Here is a 24143-nt window from a genome sequence, read left to right as displayed (position 1 = left end):
GAACCTGTTGCTGCACAACACTGACGTCGTCGTAGTGGGCGGCGGACTCGGCGGGGTCGCCGCCGCGCTGGCGCTGCTGCGCGCCGGTCGCCGGGTCGTGCTCACCGAGGAGTTCGAGTGGCTCGGTGGTCAGCTGACCAGCCAGGCGGTACCGCCGGACGAGCACAGCTGGGTCGAGCGCTTCGGCGTGACGGCGAGCTACCGGGCGTTGCGCGACGGCATCCGCGACTACTACCGCCGCCACTACCCGCTGACCCCGCGGGCGCGGGCGTGGCGGGAGCTGAACCCCGGCGCGGGCAACGTGAGCAGGCTCTGCCACGAACCCCGCGTCGCCGTCGCCGTCATCGACGAGATGCTGGCGCCGTACCGGGGCAGCGGCAGGCTCACCGTCCTGCAGCCCGCGAGGCCGGTGGCCGCGCGCACCGACGGCGACCGGGTCGTGTCCGTCACCGTCGAGCACCACGGCGAGCAGGTCGAGCTGCACGCGCCGTACGTCCTCGACGCCACCGAGACCGGCGAGCTGCTCCCGTTGTCCGGCGCGGAGTACGTGACGGGCTTCGAGTCCACCCTGGACACCGGTGAGCCCAGCGCGCCCGAGGTCGCCCAACCGGCCAACATGCAGGCGATGTCGGTGTGCTTCGCGATCGACCACGTCGACGGCGACCACACGATCGACAAGCCCGCGCGGTACGACTTCTGGCGCGAGTACCAGCCGGACTACTGGGGCGACCGGATGCTGTCGTTCCGCTCCCCCGACCCGCGCACGCTCACCACCGCCGAGCGCACCTTCACCCCGAACCCGGACGACGACCCGCTCGGCGTCGTCTCCGACCAGCGGGTCAGCGCGGGCGACAGCAACCTGTGGACGTTCCGCCGCATCGCCGCGCGGCGCAACTTCGTCGAGGGCGCCTACGACAGCGACATCTGCCTGGTGAACTGGCCGATGATCGACTACTTCGAGTCGCCCGTGATCGACGTCCCGGACGCGGACGCCCACGTCGCGGCGGCACGGGAGCTGTCGCGATCGGTCCTGTACTGGCTGCAGACCGAGGCGCCCCGCGCGGACGGCGGCACGGGCTTCCCCGGCCTGCGCCTGCGCGGTGACGTCACCGGCAGCGCGGACGGCCTCGCCCAGGCGCCCTACATCCGCGAGTCGCGGCGGATGAGGACCGAGTACACGATCGTCGAGCAGGACCTCTCGCTCGCCGTGCGCGGCGGCAAGGGCGCGGTGCGGCACGCGGACGCCGTCGGTGTCGGCATGTACCGCATCGACCTGCACCCCTCGACCGGCGGCGACAACTACCTCGACGTCGCGAGCTGCCCGTTCGAGATCCCGCTCGGCGCGCTCGTCCACCAGCGGGTCGAGAACCTCCTGCCCGCGGGCAAGAACATCGGCACCACCCACATCACCAACGGTTCCCACCGGCTGCACCCGGTCGAGTGGAACGTCGGCGAGGTCGCGGGCGCGCTCGCGGACTTCTGCCTGGCGCACCGAGTCACCCCTCGCGCGGTGCGCAACACCCCCGGCCTGCTCGCGGACTTCCAGCACCGCCTGGAACGCGACGGGGTCGAGCTCCGCTGGCCGGACGTGTCCGGCTACTAGTCCTGGGAGACAACGATGTCCCGACTTCTCGCGCTCGTCATCACCGCCGCCCTCGCCCTCACCGCGTGCGGCGGCGGGTCCTCCGGCCGGTCCGGTCCGAAGTCGCTGCGCATGACCGTGTGGACCGCCAACGAGGCACACCTCAAGCTGCTCGGCGACATCGCCGCCGAGTACAGGGCGTCGCACCCGGACGTCACCGAGATCAAGTTCGACACGATCCCGGCCGACGGCTACACCACCACGCTCACCACGCAGATCGCCGGGGGCAACGCGCCGGACCTCGCGTGGATCCTGGAGGAGTCGGCACCGGACTTCGTCTCCTCCGGCGCGCTCGTCCCGATCAGGGGCGAGGTCGAGAAGGCCGACGAGCTGGTGCCGTCCGCCACGAAGCTGTGGGAGTCCGACGGCGAGCTCTACGCCTACCCGTTCTCCACCTCGCCGTTCGGGCTGTTCGTCAACACCGACCTGGTGAAGGAGCTGCCGGCCACCTGGGAGCAGGCGGTCGCGGCCGCGGCCGGCAAGAACCTCGTGCTGCCGGACTTCAAGTACCAGAACTGGGCCGTGCTGTCGGCGATCTGGCGCGGCTGGGGCGCGAACGCGTGGAGCGAGGACGGCAGGCAGTGCGGCTTCGCCGGCCCCGAGATGAAGGACGCGATGGCGTTCATCCACAAGGCGATCTTCACGGACAAGGCGATCCCCGGTCCCGGCACGACCGTCGACTTCTTCGCGGGCGACGCGGCGATGGCGATCAGCCAGATCTCGCGGGCGGGTGCCTTGAAGGACGCGAAGTTCGGCTGGACGCTCCTGCCGTTGCCGAAGGGTCCGAAGGGTGACTACGCGGTGATCGGGCAGGCGGGCGTCGGCGTGCTGAAGCGCTCGAAGAACGCCGAGGCCGCCGCGGACTTCCTCGGCTTCTTCACCAACGCCGCCAACTCCGCGAAGCTCGCGCAGTTCTTCCCGCCTGCGCGGCGGTCGCTGCTCAACGCGGACACGCTGGCGAAGAGCAACCCGCTGATCAAGCCCGAGCAGCTGCAGTCCGTGGTGGTCGACGGCATCGGCAAGGGCGTCGTGAAGCCGAGCCACCGGGGCCAGGAGGAGCTGAACCAGACGATCCGCGCCGCGCTCGACCCGTTGTGGAAGCCGGACGCGAACGTCGGCGAGGTGCTCGACGGGGTGTGCGCGAAGATCAAGCCGCTGCTGGAGCGCTCGTGACGTTCTGGACGTATCGCAGGCGCGACGCCCTGGTCGGGTACCTGTTCGTCACGCCCGCTCTGCTCGGCAGCCTCGCGTTCGTGCTGGTCCCGCTGGCGATGGTCGGCTGGTACAGCCTCAACGAGTGGAACGTGCTCGGCGGGACGTTCGAGTTCGTCGGCGCCGACAACTACAAGCAGCTGCTCGACGACGAGAAGCTGCGCGAGTCGCTCGTCGCCACCGCCTGGTTCGCGGCCGGGCTGGTGGTGCTGAACCTGTCGCTCGCGTTGCTGCTCGCGGTGCTGCTCAACCAGAAGCTGCGCGGCACCACGCTGTTCCGCACGTTGTTCTTCTCCCCCGTGCTGGTGTCGCTGGTGGCCTGGACGCTGGTCTGGCAGCTCATGCTGCAACCGGAGGGCAGCGTGAACGGGCTGCTCGGGTTCTTCGGCGTCGACGGGCCGAACTGGCTGCGGGGCGAGTCGACCGCGATGATCTCCGTGGTCGTGGTGCAGGTGATCAAGAACGTCGGTCTGAACATGGTGCTGTTCCTCGCGGCGCTGCAGGGGGTTCCGGCGCCGCTGCACGAGGCGGCGAAGATCGACGGTGCCGGCGCGTGGACGCGGTTCCTGCGGATCACCATCCCGTTGATCAGCCCGACGATCCTGCTCACGTCGATCATCACGATCGTCGGCTCGCTTCAGGTGTTCGCGCAGATCGCCGTCCTCACCCAGGGCGGACCCGGCACGTCCACGACCGTGTTGATCTACTACCTGTACCAGCAGGCGTTCCAGTTCCACCACTTCGGCTACGGCGCGACGATCTCGGTGCTGCTGTTCGCCATCGTCGCCGCGCTGACCCTGCTGCAGTGGCGGATGCGCCGGAAGTGGGTGCTCCATGAGTCGTAGCGCCTCGAAGCGGGAGGTCGCGCTCTACGGGCTGCTGTGCCTGCTGTGCGTGCCGTTCGTGTTCCCGACGTGGTGGATGGTCACCTCGTCGATGAAGCCGATCAGCGAGATCTTCTCGGAGTCGTTGCTGCCGTCGGAGTGGACCTTCTCCACCTACGAGCAGGTGTTCCGCATGCAGCCCTTCGGGCAGCAGTACTGGAACAGCCTCTACATCGCCGTGATCGTCACGGCGGGGACGATGGCGGTCGCGGCGATGGCGGGGTACGCGTTCGCCCGCATCCGGTTCCCCGGCCAGAACGTGCTGTTCGTGGTGGTGCTGACCGGTCTGCTCATCCCGAGCGAGGTCACGATCGTGCCGCTGTTCCAGCTCTTCCAGACGCTGGGGCTGACGAACACGCACTGGCCGTTGATCGTCGTGCCGGTCTTCGGTGCGCCGTGCGTGCTGGCGATCTTCATCATGCGCCAGTTCTTCATCGCGCTGCCACCGGAGCTCGAGGAGGCCGCGCGGATGGACGGCCTCGGCCGCGCCGGGATCTTCTACCGGATCGCGCTGCCGCTGTCCCGGCCCGCCCTGGGCGCGGTCGCGATCTTCACGTTCCTGCACTCGTGGAACCTCTACCTGGAACCGATCGTGTACCTGTCCACACCGGACATGTTCACGCTGCCGCAGGCGCTCACCCAGTTCGTGGACATCTACGGCGGCCCGATGTGGAACGTGCAGCTGGCCGCCGCCACGATGACGGCGGTGCCGATCCTGGTCGTGTTCGTGCTGGCGCAGCGGCAGTTCATCGAGGGTCTCGCGCACACGGGCGTGAAGGGGTGATCGATCCCGTCGCGGAAGGGTGAGCCTCCGGGCGGGTGGTCACCGACGCCGAGCTACCCCGGGGTGGTGCGGCGACGTTCACCGAGGGCATGCGAACGGCGTGCCGGTGCTCGTGCTGCGGCCGGCCGGTGCGTGGGTCTGCTCCCTCGCCCGAGCCCCTCGCGGGTACCCGCGAGGGGCGTGGCGGCTACCGGTAGCGCGGGTGGGTGGTGTGCCACTCGAAGCCGCCGCCCATCCAGGCCTTGGTGCCCTTCAGGAACCGGTGCAGCTCCGGCGACGGGACGGCGAGCAGCGCCCTGTGCCCGGCCTCGAAGTCGCGCACCAGCTGGTTGTGCAGCTCGACGGTCCGCGCGGTGGCCTCGGCGATCGAGCAGCCCCTGTCCGCGGCGATCTGCAGCACCATGTTGCAGACCGGCTTCTCGTCGGCGGCGTCCTTCTCCACCGACACCAGGTCGTTCACGACCACCGACGCCGTGCCCGCGGCCGTGAGCAGCTGTCGCACGCGAGGGTCGTAGTACAGCGGCGCGGGCAGCTCGTAGCCTCCGACGGCGTCGATCAGCGTCATCGACGTGTAGAAGGTGTCGTGCTGCCTCGTCGCGAGGTACTGCCACGCGGGCGGGTAGTCGCCCGTGTGACGCCAGGCCGCGTAGGCGCCCCACGACACGAACATCGCGAACGTGGAGTAGCAGACCCTCTGCACGACGGTCGCCGTGCTGCGCGAAGCCAGGTGCGCGATGCCCGATCTGAGGCCGACCAGCACCGGGTCGGACCCGATCCTCCCCTCGAGGTCCTCGGTGAACTCGGCGGCGGGGGCCACCGGGTCCATCGCGGCCATCGCCAGCGCCAGGCGCGGCGGCAGCTCGGCCGGGACGGCGCCCATCTCGGTGTCGTCGGCGTACAGGTCGTCCGCGGCCCACCAGGCCGCGTTCAGCTTCGCCGCGATCAGCAGCTGGTCGACGTCGTCGGTGTCCACGTGCGTGAGCACCGCGAGCCGGCCGAAAAGGCCGGCCAGGAACCGTTCCGGCTCCTCGAAGCCGCACTCCCGCGCCCAGGCGACCAGCCGTTCGTCCACGGCGGCCGCCAGCAGGGCGTCCTCGCGCTCGAGCACCGGCACGTACAGCGGCGGCGCCGTGCCGTCACCCCACGGGCGTTCGGCGTAGCCGGCGTCCGCGGACAGCTCGACGGCCGCGGGCCGTCCGAACCGGGCAGCGGAGGTGCCCAGCCCGGACGGCCTGGTGAGGAGATCCCTCGAGTCGGACACGGTGGCGTCAGATCCTGTCGGCGACGATCAGCAGGTAGTGGAACGACCCCTCCCGGTAGGCGGTGAGGAACGGGTCCTCCACCCCGGTCGCGACCGACGACTGGGCGCGCAGCTCCCAGTACGGGATGGTGTCCGGCGTCAGGTCGACGACGCTGATCGGCACGAACCCGTTGTCCGCCAGCGCGCGGAAGTACTCGCTGCGCGGGTGGATGTTGCAGATGTAGTGCTGGTCGATCTGGCTGACCGCGCGCGACCGCAGGCCGGTCAGGTCGTTGGAGCAGCCGGTGATGCAGACGTACCGGCCGCCGGGGGCGATGAGCCGCGCGAACTCGCCGTACAGCTGCTGGAGGTCCACGTACATCGTGGTCTCGTTGGTCCAGATGCCGTTGAACGAGCCGGTCTCGAAGCCGGTGTCGAGCATGTTCTTGAAGTGGAACTTCACCTGGTCGGCGACGCCGCGCTCGACGGCCTGCCTGTTGGCGAACGCCACCTGCTCCTCGGAGATGCTGACGCCGTCGATGCGGGCGCCGAACCGGGCGTTGGCCATGAAGCTCGTGCCGCCGCGGCCGGAGCCGCCGTCCATCAGGTGGGGGTTGGCCGGGAGGTCGCCGAACGCGTCGAGCAGCACCTCCGCCTGGGCCGTCTCCAGCCGGTGCATCTCGGCGATCACCACCTGGTCGCGCACCGAGGGCGGGGCCTCCAGCACCGCGGGGTCGTACTGGCCGAGCCCGTAGTGGTGGTGGTAGAGCCCGTCGACCTCGCCGAGCTTGATGTTGACCGGGTCCTTCTCCCTGTTCCAGTAGTCCGCGACGGAACGCTGGTAGTCGGTGCGCAGGACCGGCTTCACAGTGGGGCTCGCCATACCTGGGTGGCTCCTGTTCGTTGGAACACTTACTGCCGAACAGCAACTGACCTTTGCAGCTTCCGGCCCAACGGGCGATCCGCCGTTCAGGCTTGGTTCGGCCACGAACGGGTAGGCCGGAATGCTTCTGCGTACAGGTCCCTTAACCTGGCCGACGGGTCTAGGAGCCCCACTTTCGTGGGGTTGCCGCGCTCTACCGGATGACAGGACGGCCTGGGATCCGGCGCCGGTTCGAGAAGAACGGGCCCTAGGCGTTCTGCCGGATCGCCCGCACCTCCTCCCTGAGCGCGCGGACCTCCTGCAGCAGCAGGTCGTCGTGCGACGCCGACCGCGGTGCCGGCACCGTGATCTCCTCCTGCATCGCACTGCACACCACCGCGATGAACAGGTTGAGCATCGTGAACGAGCCGACCATCAGGTAGACCAGGAAGAAGATCCACGCGAACGGCTTCTGGTCCATGAGGTCGCGCAGGACGTCGGACCAGCCGTCGCCGGTGGTGATCTGGAACAGGGTGAGCAGCGTCGGGCCGAGGCCGGAGAAGCGCGGGTCGCCGGTGTCGCCGAACAGGTTGCTCGCGATGACGCCGCCGACGTAGACGAGCAGCACCAGCAGGCCCGACAGCGACAGCAGGCCGGGGATGGACCGGACGAGCGCCGCCACCACGCGGCGCATGCTCGGCACCATCGCCACCAGCCGCAGCGCGCGCAGGATCCTCAGGCTGCGCAGCACCGACAGCGGACCCGCGGTCGGGATCAGCGCGATGGCGACGACCACGAAGTCGAAGACGTTCCACGGGTCCTTGAAGAACCTCCAGCCGGACGCGTACAGCCTCGCCGCGAGCTCGAACGCGAAGATCGCGAGCGCCAGGTGGTCGATCGTCGTCAGCAGCGGCCCGAACTCCGCCTGCAGCACGGTCGACGTCTCGGCTCCCAGCGTGATCGCGTTGACCACGATCACGCCGATGACGAACATCTGGAACCGGTTGCTCTCCACGAGCTCACCGACGCGGGCGCGCACCATCTTCACTTGCTGCTCCTACGACAGGGGTTTTGCTCCCTATCGGCGGTGGGAGCGGCCCAACTGTTCACCCGGTCGAGTTGATCAGCTCCAACCGGCTGGCGGTGCGGGCGAGGTCGAGGGCGTCGCCGCCGATGATCTCGGCGAGGGCGTGGTCACTCACCAGTGTCAGCCGCACGTCGGCGTCCACGAGGACGTCCACGACGTTCGCGAACCGTTGCTGCGCCTCGCGGTCGCACGTGCTCATGCGCGGCACGCCGACGAGCACCCAGTCGTCGAAACGCGCGGCGAGCGCGAGGTAGTCGTGCGTGGACGTCGGTTTCTCGCACAGGTCGCCGAAGTCGAACCAGACCCGCGACCCCTCGACGCCGAGGGCGGTGATCGCCCGGCCGTGGACGTCGAGCGCGACGGGTGCGGCGGGGACCTCGGCGTGCCTGCGGATCTCCCCCGTCTCGAACCGCGACCGCGGTGTCCCGTGCAGGTGCCGGTAGTCGGTGGGGCCGTCGAGTTCGACGACGTCCACCAGTTCCTTCAGCAGCGCGATGCCGGGCAGGAAGTGGTCGTGGTAGAGCGGGTTGGGCAGCAGGCCGTCCGGCGGGTAGTTGGAGGTGGCGATGATCATCACCCGCCGCCGCCGCAGGACCTCCAGCAGCCGGGTCATCAGCATCGCGTCACCGACGTCGTGCAGGTGGAACTCGTCGAACGCCAGCACCTCGGCCTTGCCGACGAGCTCCTCCACCGCCTTCTCGACGGCGCCGCGCCGGTGCAGCCGTTCGGAGATCCGCGCGTGCAGCTCCCGGAAGAACGCGTGGAAGTGCACCCGCTTCTTGGGGCCCGGAACCACGTCGAACAACGCGTCCGCGAGGAAGCTCTTGCCCCGCCCCACCGGGCCGTGCAGGTAGACGCCCCGGCGCCGCTCCCCCAGCTCCTCCAGCCGCGCGACCACCGCCAGCTGCGCCTCGTCGAGCACGTACCCGCTGCTCGACACGTGTGCCCGAAGATCCACCGCCACCCCCGCGCCAGCTTACGATCGGACCCGTGAGCAATGTCGAGGCCGAGCCCGCAGAAGTGACGTGCACCTCCACCCCCGGCGGCGTGGAGGTCCTGGGCCCGCGCGACGTTCCGCTGGGCGGCCCGCGCGCGATGACGGTGCGCCGGACGCTGCCGCAGAAGCAGCGCTCGCTGATCGGCGCCTGGTGCTTCTGCGACCACTACGGCCCCGACGAGGTCAGCATGGACGTCGCCCCGCACCCCCACACCGGCCTGCAGACCGTGAGCTGGCTCTTCACCGGCGAGATCGAGCACCGCGACAGCCTCGGCGTCCACGCGCACGTGCGCCCCGGCGAGCTGAACCTGATGACCGGCGGCCACGGCATCGCCCACTCCGAGGTGTCCACGCCGTCCTCCACCGTGCTGCACGGCGTCCAGCTGTGGCTGGCCCTGCCCGACGCCCACCGCGACGCCCCGCGCGACTTCCAGCACCACGCCCCGCCGGCCGTGGAGGTGGACGGCGCCGCCGTCCGCGTGTTCCTCGGCTCGCTCGCCGGCTCGACGTCCCCCGTCCGCACGTTCACCCCGCTGCTCGGCGCCGAGGTCGTCCTGCCGGCCGGGAGCAAGCTGACCCTGGACGTCGACCCGGCGTTCGAACACGGCGTCCTGCTCGACACGGGCGACGTGGCGGTCGGTGAGACGCCTCTGCGGCCGGGAGACCTCGGGTACGTCGGCACGGGCCGCTCCACGCTCACCCTGTCGTCGGCCGAGGGCGCGCGGATCGTGCTGCTGGGCGGCGAGCCGTTCGGCGAGGAGATCGTCATGTGGTGGAACTTCGTCGGCCGCACGCACGACGAGATCGTGGTGTTCCGCGACGAGTGGCAGGCGGGGGCAGACCGGTTCGGCCGGGTCGAGGGCTACCCCGGTGACCGGCTGCCGGCGCCGCCGCTGCCGGGCGGGCGGTTGCGGCCGCGCGGCAACCCGGCCTGACAGCGCCACCTGAGCACCCCTCACTTTCCGTGCCGAATCACCTACGGAAAGCGCCGAATTCCTTAAGTCGAATCTAAGGTGGCGTCATCCCACGGTCTCGACATTCGGGCAACCGAGGCCGTGATCCCATCCACAGATGACCGAACACCACCAGCGCAAAGTGGCGAAAGCACCAGGTCAGGCCAGGTGAGGCGACCCGTCTCACCCGGTGTTCGGCCCCGGTTGTCAAAAGTCATACTTCGGGACCATTGAAAATCACGTTCCGATCGCTTTTCCTGATCGAGGCATCCACGAAGGGTGCCGCGCGTCCAAGGGGGCATGACGAACGTGACACGAGTGGGTGCCGAGTCGGTCTTCGCCTTCATCGCCCCCTCCGGGCGCCCCATGCCCGTCGAGGTCGAGCTCGGCTACCGCGCCGACGACCCGCACGCCGTGACCATGACGTTCCGCATGGGCCGCCAGGAGACCGTGTGGCTCGTGAGCCGCGACCTGCTCGCCGACGGGTTGATCACCACCAGCGGCGCGGGTGACGTGCGGCTGCGTCCGCACAACTCGACGACCGCGGTGCTCGAGCTGCAGTCCGACGTGTCGCACGCGGTGTTCCACGTGCGGTCGTCCGAGCTGCAGGAGTTCCTCAACTCCACCTACGACGTGGTCGCCCCCGGTTGCGAGAACGACTTCGTGGACTTCGACGCGGAGCTGCGCAAGCTGCTCGACTAGGGCGTCACGAAAGGTCGTTTTCACCCGAACGAGCGCGTACCTTGGACTGTTTCCAACCCATACGTTCGAGGTCGTGACCGTGACGACTTCCACCGCGTACAGCAGGGATCTGGGCGACGAACTGCGCCGGCTCCGGCAGAGGTTCACCGGGCTGAGGGGCCGCGGGCTCGCCGTGCAGCTCGGCTGGGATCCCAGCAAGGTGTCCAACATCGAGCACGGCAAGGTCCGGGCGAGCGAGATCGACCTCGTGCAGTACCTCACGGCCTGCGGCAAGGACATCGACTTCATCGAGGACTTCTTCCGCCGCTACCGCAACGCCTTCGACCCCTACCTCGCCCAGGTGCCGGACAACCCGCGCACGCTCGTGATGACGGAGGCGATGGCCACCAAGATCACGGCGTACGACGTGCTGACCGTGAACAGCCTCCTGCAGACACCGGGTTACGCGCAGGCCCTGCAGGCGGCGACGGGCGCCACGCCCGACGACGTCGACCGGCAGGCGGTGCTGCGCCGGCCGACGCGGCCCGACTGCGTCTTCTACCTCCACGAGCTCGCGTTGCGGCTGCGGCTCGGGGACGCCCACGTGATGGCGGAGCAGTGCGCGTGGCTGATGGCGAACTCGAACCTCGTGCGCATCGTGCCCGCGGAGGCCTCGACGGCCGCGTTCCAGTCGACGTGCACGCTGTTCGAGTTCGAGAAGGCGACGCCGCTGGTCTACGCGGAGTCCGACCTCGCGAAGGTGTTCGCGCAGGACGAGGCGGCCGTGGAGCGGACCAGGAACCTCTTCGAGCTCCTCGACTCCGTCGCGCTGGACGAGAACCAGTCGCGGCGCCGGCTCGCCGAGTACCGCGGGCCCACGCCGTTGCGCGCCCTGGCCAGGACTCGGTAGCCGCCCGCGGCGGCACCACGCCCGCCGTCAGCGCGCCGAGACCTGACCCGGCTCCCGCCGCAGGTCCTCGAGCCCGCCCCGGACGTCGTCCAGGGCGATCTGCTCCGCGGCCACCGAGTCCCCCGCGCGCAACGCCCGCACCAACGCGCGGTGCTTCGTGTAGCGGTCGAGCCCGTGCCGGTGGTCCGCGAGCACCCGTTCCACCGTCCGCGTGCGGCGTTCCGCGCGGGTGAACACCCTGGTCTGGTCGAGGAGCCGGACCAGGACGGCGTGCCCGCGCACTCCGCCACGGCGTCGTTGAAGCGCTGCATGGTGTCCAGCAGCGCGTCGAGGTGCTTCTCGACGGACCGGCCCTCGGCGTCGCGCTGCTTGATGACGATCAGCAGGCGGAGACCGAGCGCGGCCCCGTCCACGAGTTCGTCCTGCCACGTCGTCGGTACCCGCACCCCCAGCCGAGGTGTTCCGCATCGAGCACCGGAAGGCCCCGGCCCATGACTGAGTCCGCGCAGAGGTTTGGCGACCTCGCGCTGGAGGTCCGCTCCAAGAACGCGGGCCCGTTCTGGGTCACGATGGAGCTGTTCCTGCGCGACGAGGCGGGCTACGCGCTCGCCGCCGACCCCGCGTCCTCGACGAGGAGGTCGTCGCCCGGCTGTACGGCGTGCCCGCCGGGGACGTGCAGATCTTCCGCATCCCGTCGCTCAACGTCGTCAAGATCTCGTTCCCCCGGCCCGTCGCGCAGGGCGGGTTGCTCGACCGGGACGTCCACGCGGGGCAGCACCACGTCCCGCTGGCCGCGCTGGCGACCGGGGCCTGAGAAACCCTTGCGCAGGCTGCACTGCGGACGGTGATGACATGCGCGTACCCGCCGCCGAGGAGTGAGCGGGCCAGGTGCGGTGCGAGGAACGCGGCCCTAGTACTTCGTCAGGATCGAGGTGTTCCACCACAGGCCGAGCTTGTCGAGGACGTTGATGTCGCCCGGCTTCTTCAGCGCACCGATCGTGAGGGTCTTCGAGTCGACCCACCACACCTGGGCGGTGCCGGCCTCGAGGAAGCACGTCGTGAACTCGCCCGGCAGCGGGCCGGACGTGTCGCGCCAGAAGAGCGCGTAGTGGACGGGGTCGTCCTGCGGTCGGCAGCCGCCGCGGTCGTCCCTGCGGGGGATGCCCCGGCTCGTCACCAGCGCCTGGAAGTACGCGTCCTGGGCGGCGCGGTCGGCGAAGAGGCGGAACTCGGCCACCTCGGGGGTGGCGAGCCTGGGGTCGTCGGCGGTGTTCGGGTTGCCGCAGCGGACCGCGGCGGCCACGCCGTTCTCCGGGGTGGCGGACACGCACGAGTTGGCGGTCTTGTAGACGCCCGGCAGGGCGTTCATCAGGGTGTCGTCCTGGGGTGAGCGGGTCGTGGTGGTGGTTCTCGACGCGCTCGTGGTGGTCGTGGTCGTCGTCGTGGAGCTGGTCGGGGTGGTGCTGGAGGTGCCCGAGCCGAGCTTCCTGTCGCCGTTCGCGGCGATCAGCAGCGTTGTCACGACCGCCGCCACGACGGCGAGGGCGCCGCCGACGAGGGCGAGCTGCTTGGCGCGGGAGCGGGAGCCGGGCTGGGACCGGGCCGGCGGGTACTGGGGCCGGGGGCCGGTCGTGGTGTGCCCGAAGCCGGGCGGGAGCCACGAGGGCTGGTGCTGCGGACCGGTCGTCGCGGGGTGCGGCGGAGCGGTCAGCGGGGGTCGGCCGGCGGGCGGGAACTGGCCGCCTGGCGGGGTGGCGAGTCCCGCGGGCGGGGTGCCGGGGCCGCCGGGCATCGGCTGACCGCCGGGTGGCGTGCCGGGGGCCGACGGCCCACGCGGTCCTGCGGGAGCACCGGGCCGGCCGGGAGCGGAAGCGCCGAACGGTGCCGCCGTGCCGAACCCCGGCGGAGTCCCGGGAGCGCCGAACCCCGGCTGCCCACCGGGCGGAGTCACCGGCGCGCCCGGCGACCCGAACCCCGCGGCCGGAGCCGTCAGGGCGAACGCCGCCGCACGGGCGAACTCCCCGGCCGTGGCGTACCGATCAGCCGGGTCCTTCGCCATGCCCTTCGCGATGACGTCGTCCAGGGCCGCCGGGACCGCCGGGTTCAACGGCGAGGCCCTGGGCGGCTCCTCCTTCATGTGCGCCCAGATCTGCGCCGCCGTGCCCTCGGCGGTGAACGGGCGCCGCCCCGCCACGCAGGCGAACAGCACGCACGCCAGGGCGTAGACGTCGGCGCGGCCGTCCACCGGCACGCTCTCGAAGCGTTCCGGGGCCATGTAGTCGAGGGTGCCGACGACGGAACCGGACGCGGTCAGGCTCGTCGCGGCCGGCGAGGCGCTGCGGGCGATGCCGAAGTCCACCAGGTACACGAAGTCGCCGGAGGTCACGAGGATGTTGGACGGCTTCACGTCGCGGTGCACGAGGCCGTCGGCGTGCGCGGCGTCGAGGGCGCTCGCGACCTGCTCGACGATGCGCACGGCGCGGGACGGGTCGATGGGGCCGTCGCTGATCAGGTCCGAGAGGTCGGCGCCCTCGACCAGTCGCATGTCGAGGTAGAGGCGGTCGTCGATCTCGCCGTAGGCGTGGATCGGGATGACGTGCGGCTCGCGCAGCCGCGCGACGATCTGCGCCTCCCGGCGGAAGCGGGCGCGGAACTCCTCGTCGTCGTGGTAGCCGGGCGACAGCCTCTTGAGCGCCACGATCCTGTCGTGCGCCGTGTCGTAGGCCCGGTGCACCTCGCCCATCCCGCCGCGACCGAGCAGCTCCTCGATCCGGTACGGCCCGAACGTCTCTTCCGTCATCGTCCTCGTAGTCCCGAGCGCCATGTCCGTCCGTGTCGACGCGCGCCGACCGGCTCGGGTTCCGCAACCTGCGGGGAGCAGCCTACAAAGTCGTGATCCGCCGAGGTGGCGGAGTGCGAGAACCCGTCTCATCCGTTCGGGCGTCGTGCCTCGCGGCCGGGTGGGTGAGGATGCGACGGTGGCGATCAAGAGACGGCGGGTCCGCGGCGCGATCTCGGCTCGGGTTCGGCGGGGGTGGGAGCTCGTCACCACGACCTTGGCGCTGCTCGCCGGCGTCTACCTGGTCCTCACGACCATCGAGCCGACGCGGATCGTGCTGGAGCGCTACGTCGGCAAGCTCGACCTGCAGGGGCTGGTCGCGCTGGTCGCGGTGATGCTGGAGATCGCCACCATCGCGATCTACCAGCACGGCAGGGACGTCCGCGCGTTGCGGGCGCTGATCACCGAACGGGAGCGGCGCGACGTCACGCACTCCCTCACCGACGTGCTGGCGGTCATGGGCGCGACCGGGACCGGGCGGCGGGCGCGGCAGGTGGAAGTGCTGGGGCTGACGCTGAACACGACGTGGCCCGCGCTGGCCGCGTGGCTCACCTCGAACGACCCTCCGCACGGCTGGAAGGTGACGCTGCACTGCCTGGACCCGGACTTCCTCGCACGGTCCGGCGAACTGCCCGCGGACTGGGCCGCCGAGGCGCGGCGCAGCCAGCACCGCATCCGGTCGTTCCTCGCCGACGAGGCCGACGACCTCGCGCGCCGCAAGATCACCGTGGAGCTGAAGCCCTACGCGTGCGTGCCCGTCGTGCACGGCTTCCGCTTCGGTGACGGCACGGTCTTCCTGTCGTACCTGCAATGGACCGAGAACGGGCGCATCCGGCCGTTCGAGTTCTACGACCGCATCGGCACCGACGACCCCTCCCCTCGCGCGGCGCGCTACCGGGACCTGTTCGACAGCTGGCTGCACCGGGTGGGCACCAAGCCGCCGGGCCAGGAGGACGTCGCCGGCCTGCTCGGCTAGCTCCTGTTGCCGAGCGGCAGAACGCGCGACAGCGTGGGCACCGCGACCGCCGCGACGACGACGTGCATGGCGATGAGCGCGAGCGAGTTCACGATGCTCGCGCCTCCCGCGAGGATGCCGAGGTCCGGGATCCAGGAGGCCACGACGACCGCGGGCACGACCGTCCGCAGCACCCGGCGCGGGCGGACGGCGAACCGCCGGACGAGGTACCAGCCGAGCGTGCCGAGCAGGATCCCGATCACCGTGGCCGGCGCGTACTCCGCCAGCGCGAGCCCCACGCGTTCGGTGCCCTCGGGGATGAACCTGCCCGCGACGAACGCGATCAGTGCGTTGACGGCCACGGCAACGACCGCGGCGCCCAGGAGGCTGACGGCGATCTCGCCGGCGGAGGGCGCGAGAACTGAGGAGCGTGCGGGGAGGCTGGTGTCGGCCATGGCCCTGTCCTTCGATAGGCTGAATTGCAAGCGGTCACTTGCAACCAACGTAGCCATCCCGGCCACACTTGCGCAAGTGCCCACTTGCATTTGAGCGAGGAGGAGCGCGTGGCCGGCCGGGTGCCCGACGAGAAGGTGTTCGACGCCGTGCTGGCGGTGATCGCCGAGCAGGGCTACGAGCGGGCGACCACGCGCGCCATCGCCGACGCCGCCGGGATCAACGAGGCCACGCTCTTCCGGCGCTTCACCTCGAAGGAGAACCTGCTGCGCCAAGCCGTGCGCGGCAACTTCAAGGGGTTCGCGCTCGACCTCGGCTCACCGGGCGACGACGTGGAGGCCGACCTCGTCACGATCGTGAGCTACTACGCGAGGCTCTACGAGACGCGGGGCGGCGTGGTGCTCACCCTGATGCGGGAGGCGAAGTTCAGCCCCGAGGTGGCGGCGGTGCTCGCCGAGCCGGAGAAGCTGCTCGAACGGGTCGACGAGGTGATCCTGCACCACCAGCGGCGAGGCGCCCTGGTCGTGGAGCCGCCGCGGCACACGTTCTTCGCGCTGGTCGGCCCGCTGATGATGCGATCGCTGGCCCGGCGGGTCGACCGGCGGGCGACCCAGGCGCCCGCCGACCCCGTGACCGTGGTGCGGCGGTTCCTCGACGGCCACCGGCCGGCGGGCACCTGAGCCCTACTCCCCCACTGCCCGCGGCGGCACCGCGGACAGCCAGTCCAGCTCGGCAGCGAGCACGCCGAGCTGGAACCGCGACTGCACGCCGAGCAACGACTGCAGTCGCGAGATCCGCCTGTTCAAGGTGCGCAGGCTGACGTCGAGCTCACGGGCGATCGCCCGGTCCGTCGCGCCGGTGCGCATGAGACCCAGAAGGTGCTGGGTCGCCGTCGTGGGCTCCTTGCCCACGGCTGCCACGAGCGCGCGCGTTCGCCCAGCGGGGTGTGCGGCCACCCCCGGTGTAGCGCGGGTCACAGTCATGAGGTGACCGTAGGCAGACTATTGGCGACTGTCAATCAAAAGTCGCTGGCTTGTTGTCATATAGCACCGATCTTAAGGATGATCGCCGTCATTACCCAGGTGCGCGAACGCCAGGAAGGCCTCCGTGCGGGTGCACGAAGGCCTTCCTGGACGAGCAACAACGCGTCTTAGGTGGCGTGGGACGACAGCTGCACCTCGCGCGTCGCGACACCCGCCGCGACCTCACCGAGCCGCGCGTCCAGCACCTCGGGCGACAGCACGTGCCGCACCACCATCGCGGCGGCCCCCAGCGCCCCGGCCGTCACCCCGGCGCCCGAGGCGACGATCCGCAGGTTCTCGGTGGCCAGCGGCAGCGAGCGGCGGTAGATCGACTCGCGCACGCCCGCCAGCAGCATCTCACCGGCCTCCGCGAGCAGACCGCCGATGACCACGAGCGACGGGTTGAACATGCTCACGCACCCGGCGAGCACCTCGCCGATGTCACGGCCCGCCTGCCGCACGACGCGGCCCGCCTCGAGGTTGCCGCCGCGGACCAGGTTCACCACGTCGGCCGTCGAGTGCGCGGGATGTCCCAGACCGCGGAGCTTCGCGGCCAGCGCGGGACCGGCGGCGACCGCCTCCAGGCACCCGGTGTTGCCGCACCGGCAGAGCACCTCGCCGTCGTCGGGAACCCTGATGTGCCCGAGGTCGCCCGCCGCACCCGCCGCGCCGCGGTGCAGCACGCCGTTGCTGATCAGGCCGGCGCCGATGCCGGTCGCCGCCTTCACCACGATCATGTGGCGGACGTCCGGGTGCGAGGCGGTGTGCTCGCCCAGCGCCATCAGGTTGACCTCGTTGTCGACGAGCACCGGCACGCCGAACTCCGCCGTGATGGCGGCCGGCACGTCGAAGCCGTCCCAGCCGGGCATGATGGGCGGGTTGTTCGGGCGGCCGGTGGAGTGCTCGACGGGGCCGGGCAGGCCGATGCCCACGCCCGCCACCTCGGCGGCGGGCACGGTCTTCAGCAACGAGCGCCAGGTGGCGACGAGCAGCGGCAGGATCGCCTCCGGCCCGTCCGCGACGTCGAGGTCCACCTGTTCGACCGAGAGCAGGCGGCACGAGAGGTCGGAGACCGCGACCGTGGCGTGGGTGGCGCCGACCTCGGCCGCCAGCACCAGGTGGGCGCCGGGGTTGAAGCCGAACCGGCCGGCGGGACGGCCGCCGGTCGACTCCCCCGTACCGCTGCCGGTCACCAGGCCCGCGGCCACGAGCAGGTCCAGCCTCGCCCGCACCGTGGACCGGGCGAGGCCGGTCGCGGCCACGATCTCCGCACGGGTGCTCGGGCCGCCGTCCATCAGCATGCGCAGCACAGCGGCCGGCGATCCCGCCTCGACACCCAAGGTGCTCTCCATCGATCAATTGTCCCATCGGCTCCGCGCGGCGGGGCTCTCGTCCCGCGCCCCGGTCAGCCGCCGGAGCTGAACGCGGCGTCGAACGACGCCGACGGCGGGGCGAAGGCGTTGCGGCGGATGAACTCGAGCGCCTCGGGGGCGCCGACGAGCCGGTCCATGCCCGCGTCCTCCCACTCGACGCTGATCGGCCCCGAGTAGCCGATGGTGTTGAGCATCCGGAACGACTGCTCCCACGGCACGTCGCCGCGTCCGGTGGAGACGAAGTCCCAGCCGCGCCGCGGGTCCGCCCACGGCAGGTGCGAGCCCATCCGGCCGTTGCGGCCGTTGCCGACCTGACGCCGGGCGTCCTTGCAGTCGACGTGGTAGATCCGGTCGCGGAAGTCCCACAGGAACCCGACCGGGTCGAGGTCCTGCCAGACGAAGTGCGACGGGTCCCAGTTCAGCCCGAACGCCGGCCGGTGCCCGATGGCCTCCAACGCGCGCACGGTGGTCCAGTAGTCGTAGGCGATCTCCGACGGGTGCACCTCGTGCGCGAACCGGACGCCGACCTCGTCGAACACGTCCAGGATCGGGTTCCAGCGGTCGGCGAAGTCCTGGTAGCCGGCGTCGATCATCGACGTGGGCGCCGGCGGGAACATCGCGACGGTCTTCCAGATCGACGAGCCGGTGAAGCCCACGACGGTGTCGACGCCGAGCTTCGCCGCGGCCCGCGCGGTCATCTTCATCTCCTCGGCCGCGCGCTGCCGCACGCCCTCGGGGTCGCCGTCGCCCCAGTTGCGGGCGGACAGGATGCCCTGGTGCCGCTCGTCGATCGGGTCGTCGCACACGGCCTGGCCGGTGAGGTGGTTGGAGATCGCCCACACCCGCAGGTCGTGCTTGGCGAGGATCGCGAGCCTGCCGGCGATGTAGTCGTCGTCCTCCGCCGCGCGCCACGGGTCGAGGTGGTCGCCCCAGCAGGCGATCTCCAGACCGTCGTAGCCCCAGCCCGAGGCGAGCCGGCAGACCTCCTCGAACGGCAGGTCGGCCCACTGGCCGGTGAACAGCGTGATCGGACGTGCCATCTGGGGTCTCCTCCTCAGAGCTGCTGCCAGGTGCGGGACTCCGCGCTCGCCTCGACGGCGGCGAGGACGCGCTGCACCTGGAGCCCGTCGGCGAACGTCGGTGCGGGGTCGGTGCCCTCGGCGATGGCCCGCACGAGGTCGACGGCCTGATGGGTGAACGCGTGCTCGTACCCGAGCCCGTGCCCGGCGGGCCACCAGGCACCGACGTACGGGTGCTCCGGTTCGGTGACCACGATCCGGCGGAACCCGGCGACGGACGAGTCCTCCGTGCCGTCGAAGAACTGCAGCACGTTCATGTCCTCGAAGTCGAACGCCAGGCTGCCCGCCGAGCCGTTGACCTCGATGCGCAGCGCGTTCTTGCGGCCGTTGGCGAACCGCGTGGCCTCGAACGAGCCGAGCGCTCCGCCGGCGAACCGCGCCAGGAACAACGCGGCGTCGTCCACGGTGACCGCCCCGGTCTCGTCGGAAGCCGTGCCGGACAGCCCGGAGTGGCTGGTGGCCAGCGGGCGCTCCGGCACGAACGTCACGAGCGTCCCCATCACCTCGCCGATGGTGTCACCGAGGATGAACTGGGTCGCGTCCACGATGTGCGCGCCGATGTCGCCGAGCGCGCCGGAACCGGCCTTGTCCTTGTCGAGCCGCCACGACAGCGGCGCGGCCGGGTCGACGATCCAGTCCTGCAGGTACTGGGCGCGCACGTGGTGGATCCGCCCGAGCCTGCCCTGCCCGACCAGGTCGCGGGCCAGGCCCAGGGCGGGAACCCGCCGGTAGCTGAAGCCGACCATCGCGCGCACACCGCGCTGTGCGGCGCGTGCGGCGGCTTCGGCCATCGCGACCGCTTCGTCGACGCTGTTGGCCATCGGCTTCTCGCACAGCACGTGCTTGCCCGCGTCCAGCGCGGCGATCGCGATCTCGGCGTGCGTGTCGCCCGGCGTGCAGATGTCCACCACGTGCACGTCGTCGCGGTCGAGCACGGCCTTCCAGTCGGTCACGGCCTCCGCCCAGCCGAGGCGCTCGGCGGCCGCCGCGGTGCGGTCCGCGTCGCGGCCGGCCAGCACGGACATGACCGGCCGCAGCGGCAGGTCGAAGAAGCGCGGCGCGACCCGCCACGCCTGGGAGTGCGCGGCTCCCATGAAGGCGTGGCCGATCATCGCGATGCCAAGGTCCTGCGTCGTCACAATGCGGTCCTCTCAGGTTCTCAGGACTCGAAGGCGGTCGGCAGGTAGCGGTCGACGTTGTCCTTCGTCACGACAGGCGCGTAGAGCTGCACCTGGCGCGGGATCTCCACCTCGACCAGGTCGCCGAGGCTCTTGTTCTGCACGGCGAGCCGGGCGAGGCGGATGCCGTCCGCGCCCTGGGTGGACGGGTAGATGACGGTCGCCTTGTGCGGGCCGTTGTCCGCCTTGATCTCGCGCATCACGTTCGCCGAGCCCGCGCCGCCGACCATGAAGAACTCGCTGCGGCCGGAGTTCTTGATCGCGGCGGTGACGCCGACGCCCTGGTCGTCGTCGTGGTTCCAGAGCGCGTCGATCTTGGGCGCGGCCTGCAGCAGGTTCGCGGCGGCCCGCTCACCGCTCTCGACGGTGAACTCGGCGGCGACGCGGTTGCCGACCTTCAGCCCGCAGCCCGACAGCGCCTCCGCGAAGCCCTTGCTGCGCTCCTGCGTCAGCGGCAGCGAGTCGATGCCCGCGATCTCGGCGACGACGGCGTTCGGCTTGTCCTTGAGCCGCTCGCAGACGTACGTGCCCGCGGAGACGCCCATGCCGTAGTTGTCGCCCAGCACCGTGGAGCGGGCCGCGAACGGGCTGTCGAACTGCCGGTCGACGTTGATCACGGTGATGCCGGCCTTCATGGCCTTCAGCGCGACCGGGGTGAGCGCGGCACCGTCGAACGGCAGCAGGACGATCGCGTCCACCTTGTCGTTGATGAACGTCTCGACCTGGCTGATCTGGAGGTTGACGTCGTTGGTGCCCTCGACGACGCGCAGCTCCACGTCGGAGTACTTGCCGGCCTCCTTCTTCGCGGCGTCGGTGATCGCGGCCATCCAGCCGTGGTCGGCCGCCGGGGCGGAGAAGCCGATGACGACCTTGTCGCCGGGCTCGTCGTTGGCGACCCTCGCGCCGCCGCCCTGGTCACCGCCCTGGCTCTGCGGCGTGTTGCCGGTGCAGGCGGTGAGCGCGAGCGCGGACGCGGCGACGAGAAGGCTGATTCTCTTGAGCTGCATGGGTTTCTTTGTCTCCTCGGGTGGCAGCGGTCGTGAGGTGCGGCGTCAAGCGCCGCTGCGTCGGGCTAGCCGCTGCTGCAGGAGGACGGCGACGACGATGATCGCCCCCTTCGCGACGGCCTGGGCGGAGATGGAGAGGTTGTTGAGGGTGAAGACGTTCGACAGCGTGGTGAAGATCAGGACGCCGAAGACGGTGCCGGCGATCGTGCCGCGCCCGCCGGAGAGCAGCGTGCCGCCGATGACGACCGCCGCGATGGCGTCGAGCTCGTACAGACCGCCGTGCGTCGCGCTTCCGGTGGTGGTGCGGGCGATGAGCATCACGGCGGCCAGCCCGCAGCACAGGCCGAGCAGCGTGTAGAGCATCACGGTGTGGCGCCGCACGTCGATGCCGGCCAGGCGCGCCGCCTCCGGGTTGCCGCCGACGGCGAACGTGCGGCGCCCGAAGGTGGTGCGGTTGAGCAGCACCCAGCCACCGGCGGCGACCAGCACGAAGATCACCACGAGCACCGGTACCCCCAGCACCGACGCGTCGAAGAACGCGGTGAAGCCGGGCACGTTCACGATCTGCGTCTTGCGGTTGGAGATGATCTCGGCCAGCCCGCGTGCGGCGGCGAGGCTCGCCAGGGTCGCGATGAACGCCACGACCCGGCCGTAGGCGATGAGCGCGCCGTTGACCAGCCCGCACGCACCGCCCACCAGCAACGCGGTGAACACCATGACGATCCAGTGCGAGTCGTTCGCGATGCCTTGGGTGGCAAGGGTCGTGGCCCACACCGAGGACAGCGCGACGATCGCGCCCACCGACAGGTCGATCCCGCCACCGGTGATCACGAACGTCATGCCGACGCTCACGACCCCGATCACGGCGGCGAGCCGCAGGATGGTGAGCAGGTTGTCCACGTCGGCGAACCGGTCCCCGGCGGTGACGACACCGCCCAGGCACAGCAGGACCAGGGCGACCACGAGGCCCGTGTTGCGCCCGGCCGGCGAGCCGAGCAGCGCCGAGATGCCGGATTCCTTCTTCGCCGGAGCACTTTTCACTTGCTGCGCGGGCACGGCGGCGGTGTCCTCGCTCATGCGGCGTGTCCTTCCATGACCAGGTCGAGGACCCGGGATTCGTCGATCTCGTCGGCCGGGCCGTCGTGGACCACCCGTCCCTCGCGCACCACCAGGACCCGGTCGGCCAGGCCGAGGACCTCCTCGACGTCGCTCGACACGACGACCACGGCCACACCGGAGTCCGCCAGCGCGCGGATGAGCTCGTAGATCTCGCTGCGCGCACCCACGTCCACGCCGCGGGTGGGTTCGTCCAGCAGCAGCACCCGGCACTCCCGCAGCAACCACCGCGCGAGCACGACCTTCTGCTGGTTGCCGCCCGACAGCCCGCGCACGACGCGGTCGACGCCGGCGGGCCGCACGTCGAGCGACTCGGTGAGCGCGGCCGCACGGGCGCGTTCGGCGCGGTCGTCCAGGAACCCGAAGCGGGCGAACGACGACATCGAACTGACGGTGATGTTGCGGTACACGGCCTGGTCGAGCAGCAGCCCCTGGCTCTTGCGCTCCTCCGGGCACAAGCCCATTCCCGCGCGCACGGCCGCGCCGACACTGCCGCGCCGCAGCCTCCTGCCGTCGACCGCAACGGTTCCCTCGGCTGCTTTCCTCGCGCCGTAGACGGTTTCGAGGATCTCCGACCGCCCGGACCCGACCAGGCCCGCGAGCCCGACCACCTCCCCGGCGTGGACGGTGAGGTCCACTTCGCGGAAGCGGTCCCCGTCGGCGAGTCCGCGCACCTCCAGCACCACGGGCGCGGCCGGATCGACCGGTTTCCGCGGCGGGTACACGTTCTCCAGCACCCGGCCGGTCATCAACGCGATCAGTTCCGCCGTCTTGACCTCACGCGCGTCCAGTCCAGTTGCGACGGTGCGGCCGTCCTTGAGCACGGTCACCCGGTCGCCGATCTCCCTGATCTCGGCCAGCCGGTGCGAGATGTAGATCACCGCCACCCCCTGGGCGGTGAGCTCCCTGATGATCCCGAACAGCACCCGCACCTCGTCCGGGTCCAGCACGGCGGACGGCTCGTCCATGATGAGCAGCTGCCCGTCCAGCGACAGCGCCCGCGCCATGCTCACGATCTGCTGGTGCGCCACCGACAACCGGCCGACGTCGCGGTCGGGCGAGATCTCCGGGTGCCCGAGCCGTCGCAGCAACGCCCGCGTCCTGCGCCGTGCGTCGGCTCGCTTGGTGAAGCCCGCCGTGGACAGTTCGTGCCCGAGGAAGACGTTGTCCGCCACGGACAACCCCGAGACGAGGTCGAGCTCCTGGTAGATCGCGGCCACACCGCTGCGCATCGCCGCGGTCGGGTTGCCGAACTCGACGACCTCGCCCCGCCAGCGGATCTCCCCCTCGTCGGGCCGATGAGCACCGGACAACACCTTGATCAGCGTCGACTTGCCGGCACCGTTCTGCCCGAGCAGGCAGTGCACCTCGCCGGCGCGGACCTCGAAGTCCACGCCACCCAGGGCCGTCACGCCGGGAAAGCGCTTCACGACCCCCCGGACGGACAGCAGTGCGGCGGCCGTCATCGGGACACTCCCGTCCACGGCCGGTCGAGCGCGCGGCAACGCGCGGGTGAGCTCGCCATTGAGTCCTCCGGGGGACTGGCAACCGTTGTGCCAGAAGGAATTCGGCCTTACGAGGACTCACGGTAGGAGCGGGTTTCGGGCCGGTCAAGGTAGTTGAAGTGGCACATATCGGCCATCTTTTCCCTTGACCGGAAGGGGTGGCGGAGGCCAGTCCGCCGCCTCGGGCGGAGCCGCGGAAGCGAGCGCAGGCCGCGGCGAGGTGGTGGGCGAGCCGGACGCGGCAGACGGGCGCACGCATCCGGTCACCGGCCCCCGGCCGACGACCAGGAGGTGGCGGCGCCTCTTCCCCCCGGACCGCGCCGCCACCTCCTCCCCCGATCGTGGACCCCCCTCGTCCACGGTG

The 24143-nt window shown here is 70.9% G+C and carries 23 protein-coding genes and 1 pseudogene; 10 read left to right on the top strand and 14 right to left on the bottom strand.

The annotated features are described in order from the left end of the window. Window positions 1-7 precede the first annotated feature (7 nt). From V1227_RS03490 to V1227_RS03475, 4 genes are read left to right on the top strand one after another with little or no spacing between them, the layout of a single operon-like run. The gene (locus V1227_RS03490) at window positions 8-1603 is read left to right on the top strand and encodes an FAD-dependent oxidoreductase (protein ID WP_329791002.1); all 1596 of its coding nucleotides are present in this window, start codon (window positions 8-10) and stop codon (window positions 1601-1603) included. 15 nt (window positions 1604-1618) lie between these two features. After that, window positions 1619-2815: an ABC transporter substrate-binding protein gene (locus V1227_RS03485; protein ID WP_329791001.1), complete on the top strand. Its 1197-nt coding sequence runs from the start codon at window positions 1619-1621 to the stop codon at window positions 2813-2815. After that, on the top strand, window positions 2812-3699 hold the full coding sequence (locus V1227_RS03480; protein ID WP_329791000.1) for a carbohydrate ABC transporter permease: 888 nt from the start codon (window positions 2812-2814) through the stop codon (window positions 3697-3699). The genes V1227_RS03485 and V1227_RS03480 overlap by 4 nt, the downstream gene beginning before the upstream one ends. Next, window positions 3689-4522 (top strand): carbohydrate ABC transporter permease, encoded by an 834-nt coding sequence (locus V1227_RS03475; RefSeq protein WP_329790999.1) that lies wholly within the window; start codon window positions 3689-3691, stop codon window positions 4520-4522. Before V1227_RS03480 ends, V1227_RS03475 begins: the two co-directional genes overlap by 11 nt. 187 nt (window positions 4523-4709) lie before the next feature. On the opposite strand, the gene V1227_RS03470 is transcribed toward V1227_RS03475, so the two are convergent. The 4 genes from V1227_RS03470 to zapE form a co-directional block, all read right to left on the bottom strand. Then, window positions 4710-5783: a family 2 encapsulin nanocompartment cargo protein terpene cyclase gene (locus V1227_RS03470; RefSeq protein WP_329790998.1), complete on the bottom strand. Its 1074-nt coding sequence runs from the start codon at window positions 5781-5783 to the stop codon at window positions 4710-4712. Between the two features lie 7 nt (window positions 5784-5790). Next, entirely contained in the window at window positions 5791-6645 is an 855-nt protein-coding gene (locus tag V1227_RS03465; RefSeq protein ID WP_329790997.1) for a geranyl diphosphate 2-C-methyltransferase, read from the bottom strand. Window positions 6646-6892: 247 nt separating this feature from the next. Further along, window positions 6893-7666, bottom strand: coding sequence for an ion transporter (locus tag V1227_RS03460; RefSeq protein WP_329793951.1), 774 nt, complete (start codon window positions 7664-7666; stop codon window positions 6893-6895). Window positions 7667-7730: 64 nt separating this feature from the next. Continuing rightward, window positions 7731-8669, bottom strand: coding sequence for a cell division protein ZapE (gene zapE, locus V1227_RS03455; protein WP_329790996.1), 939 nt, complete (start codon window positions 8667-8669; stop codon window positions 7731-7733). 32 nt (window positions 8670-8701) lie between these two features. Between zapE and V1227_RS03450 the strand changes: the two genes are divergently transcribed. The 3 genes from V1227_RS03450 (at window position 8702) to V1227_RS03440 (ending at window position 11252) form a co-directional block, all read left to right on the top strand. Then, the gene (locus V1227_RS03450; protein WP_329790995.1) at window positions 8702-9643 is read left to right on the top strand and encodes a pirin family protein; all 942 of its coding nucleotides are present in this window, start codon (window positions 8702-8704) and stop codon (window positions 9641-9643) included. Window positions 9644-9961: 318 nt separating this feature from the next. Beyond that, complete coding sequence (locus V1227_RS03445; protein WP_236223943.1) at window positions 9962-10363, top strand: SsgA family sporulation/cell division regulator; 402 nt, start codon at window positions 9962-9964, stop codon at window positions 10361-10363. Between the two features lie 73 nt (window positions 10364-10436). Then, window positions 10437-11252, top strand: coding sequence for a helix-turn-helix domain-containing protein (locus tag V1227_RS03440; RefSeq protein ID WP_329790994.1), 816 nt, complete (start codon window positions 10437-10439; stop codon window positions 11250-11252). 27 nt (window positions 11253-11279) lie between these two features. Here V1227_RS03440 and V1227_RS03435 read toward each other — a convergent pair whose 3' ends face one another. Then, on the bottom strand, window positions 11280-11534 hold the full coding sequence (locus V1227_RS03435; protein ID WP_329790993.1) for a hypothetical protein: 255 nt from the start codon (window positions 11532-11534) through the stop codon (window positions 11280-11282). Between the two features lie 209 nt (window positions 11535-11743). On the opposite strand from V1227_RS03435, the pseudogene V1227_RS40525 reads away from it, so the two are divergent. Continuing rightward, a pseudogene (locus V1227_RS40525) lies at window positions 11744-12066 on the top strand (DUF4387 domain-containing protein). A 96-nt stretch (window positions 12067-12162) separates the two neighbouring features. On the opposite strand, the gene V1227_RS03420 reads toward V1227_RS40525, so the two are convergent. After that, on the bottom strand, window positions 12163-14052 hold the full coding sequence (locus tag V1227_RS03420) for a serine/threonine-protein kinase (protein WP_329790991.1): 1890 nt from the start codon (window positions 14050-14052) through the stop codon (window positions 12163-12165). A 178-nt stretch (window positions 14053-14230) separates the two neighbouring features. Between V1227_RS03420 and V1227_RS03415 the strand changes: the two genes are divergently transcribed. Next, entirely contained in the window at window positions 14231-15067 is an 837-nt protein-coding gene (locus V1227_RS03415; RefSeq protein WP_329790990.1) for a hypothetical protein, read from the top strand. Here V1227_RS03415 and V1227_RS03410 read toward each other — a convergent pair. Then, window positions 15064-15501, bottom strand: coding sequence for a DUF6069 family protein (locus tag V1227_RS03410; RefSeq protein ID WP_329790989.1), 438 nt, complete (start codon window positions 15499-15501; stop codon window positions 15064-15066). The genes V1227_RS03415 and V1227_RS03410 overlap by 4 nt on opposite strands. Window positions 15502-15609: 108 nt before the next feature. On the opposite strand from V1227_RS03410, the gene V1227_RS03405 reads away from it, so the two are divergent. Beyond that, a complete protein-coding gene (locus tag V1227_RS03405; RefSeq protein ID WP_329790988.1) occupies window positions 15610-16179 on the top strand; it encodes a TetR/AcrR family transcriptional regulator in 570 nt (189 codons plus the stop codon). 3 nt (window positions 16180-16182) lie between these two features. On the opposite strand, the gene V1227_RS03400 is transcribed toward V1227_RS03405, so the two are convergent. The 7 genes from V1227_RS03400 to V1227_RS03370 all read right to left on the bottom strand — a co-directional run bounded on the left by V1227_RS03400 (window position 16183) and on the right by V1227_RS03370 (window position 23740). After that, window positions 16183-16482, bottom strand: a complete 300-nt coding sequence (locus V1227_RS03400; RefSeq protein ID WP_143022578.1) for a LuxR C-terminal-related transcriptional regulator — start codon at window positions 16480-16482, stop codon at window positions 16183-16185. A 167-nt stretch (window positions 16483-16649) separates the two neighbouring features. Beyond that, on the bottom strand, window positions 16650-17873 hold the full coding sequence (locus tag V1227_RS03395; protein ID WP_329790987.1) for an ROK family transcriptional regulator: 1224 nt from the start codon (window positions 17871-17873) through the stop codon (window positions 16650-16652). A gap of 53 nt (window positions 17874-17926) precedes the next feature. Then, a complete protein-coding gene (locus V1227_RS03390; protein ID WP_329790986.1) occupies window positions 17927-18934 on the bottom strand; it encodes a sugar phosphate isomerase/epimerase family protein in 1008 nt (335 codons plus the stop codon). A gap of 14 nt (window positions 18935-18948) precedes the next feature. Then, entirely contained in the window at window positions 18949-20085 is a 1137-nt protein-coding gene (locus V1227_RS03385; protein WP_329793950.1) for a Gfo/Idh/MocA family protein, read from the bottom strand. A gap of 47 nt (window positions 20086-20132) precedes the next feature. Then, window positions 20133-21158, bottom strand: a complete 1026-nt coding sequence (locus V1227_RS03380; protein WP_329790985.1) for a substrate-binding domain-containing protein — start codon at window positions 21156-21158, stop codon at window positions 20133-20135. A gap of 45 nt (window positions 21159-21203) precedes the next feature. After that, window positions 21204-22235 carry an ABC transporter permease gene (locus tag V1227_RS03375; protein WP_329790984.1) on the bottom strand — a complete coding sequence of 344 codons (1032 nt, stop codon included), beginning with the start codon at window positions 22233-22235 and terminating at the stop codon, window positions 21204-21206. Next, window positions 22232-23740: a sugar ABC transporter ATP-binding protein gene (locus V1227_RS03370; RefSeq protein ID WP_329790983.1), complete on the bottom strand. Its 1509-nt coding sequence runs from the start codon at window positions 23738-23740 to the stop codon at window positions 22232-22234. Before V1227_RS03370 ends, V1227_RS03375 begins: the two co-directional genes overlap by 4 nt. Window positions 23741-24143: the final 403 nt, after the last annotated feature.

This window comes from Lentzea sp. DG1S-22, assembly GCF_036321065.1.
In the GTDB taxonomy this organism is placed as follows: domain Bacteria; phylum Actinomycetota; class Actinomycetes; order Mycobacteriales; family Pseudonocardiaceae; genus Lentzea; species Lentzea jiangxiensis.
Note: the sequence above shows the minus strand (reverse complement) of the source record. Positions and strands in the feature narration are given on the sequence as shown.

Bases quoted from the DNA above. Each gene is read 5' to 3' on its own strand.
- V1227_RS03485 (WP_329791001.1), top strand. From the start codon at position 1,619: ATGTCCCGACTTCTCGCGCTCGTCATCACCGCCGCCCTCGCCCTCACC.
- V1227_RS03475 (WP_329790999.1), top strand. From the start codon at position 3,689: ATGAGTCGTAGCGCCTCGAAGCGGGAGGTCGCGCTCTACGGGCTGCTG.
- V1227_RS03465 (WP_329790997.1), bottom strand. From the start codon at position 6,645: ATGGCGAGCCCCACTGTGAAGCCGGTCCTGCGCACCGACTACCAGCGT.
- V1227_RS03460 (WP_329793951.1), bottom strand. From the start codon at position 7,666: ATGGTGCGCGCCCGCGTCGGTGAGCTCGTGGAGAGCAACCGGTTCCAG.
- V1227_RS03445 (WP_236223943.1), top strand. From the start codon at position 9,962: ATGACGAACGTGACACGAGTGGGTGCCGAGTCGGTCTTCGCCTTCATC.
- V1227_RS03420 (WP_329790991.1), bottom strand. From the start codon at position 14,052: ATGACGGAAGAGACGTTCGGGCCGTACCGGATCGAGGAGCTGCTCGGT.
- V1227_RS03410 (WP_329790989.1), bottom strand. From the start codon at position 15,501: ATGGCCGACACCAGCCTCCCCGCACGCTCCTCAGTTCTCGCGCCCTCC.
- V1227_RS03400 (WP_143022578.1), bottom strand. From the start codon at position 16,482: ATGACTGTGACCCGCGCTACACCGGGGGTGGCCGCACACCCCGCTGGG.
- V1227_RS03395 (WP_329790987.1), bottom strand. From the start codon at position 17,873: ATGGAGAGCACCTTGGGTGTCGAGGCGGGATCGCCGGCCGCTGTGCTG.
- V1227_RS03390 (WP_329790986.1), bottom strand. From the start codon at position 18,934: ATGGCACGTCCGATCACGCTGTTCACCGGCCAGTGGGCCGACCTGCCG.
- V1227_RS03385 (WP_329793950.1), bottom strand. From the start codon at position 20,085: ATGATCGGCCACGCCTTCATGGGAGCCGCGCACTCCCAGGCGTGGCGG.
- V1227_RS03380 (WP_329790985.1), bottom strand. From the start codon at position 21,158: ATGCAGCTCAAGAGAATCAGCCTTCTCGTCGCCGCGTCCGCGCTCGCG.
- V1227_RS03375 (WP_329790984.1), bottom strand. From the start codon at position 22,235: ATGAGCGAGGACACCGCCGCCGTGCCCGCGCAGCAAGTGAAAAGTGCT.
- V1227_RS03370 (WP_329790983.1), bottom strand. From the start codon at position 23,740: ATGACGGCCGCCGCACTGCTGTCCGTCCGGGGGGTCGTGAAGCGCTTT.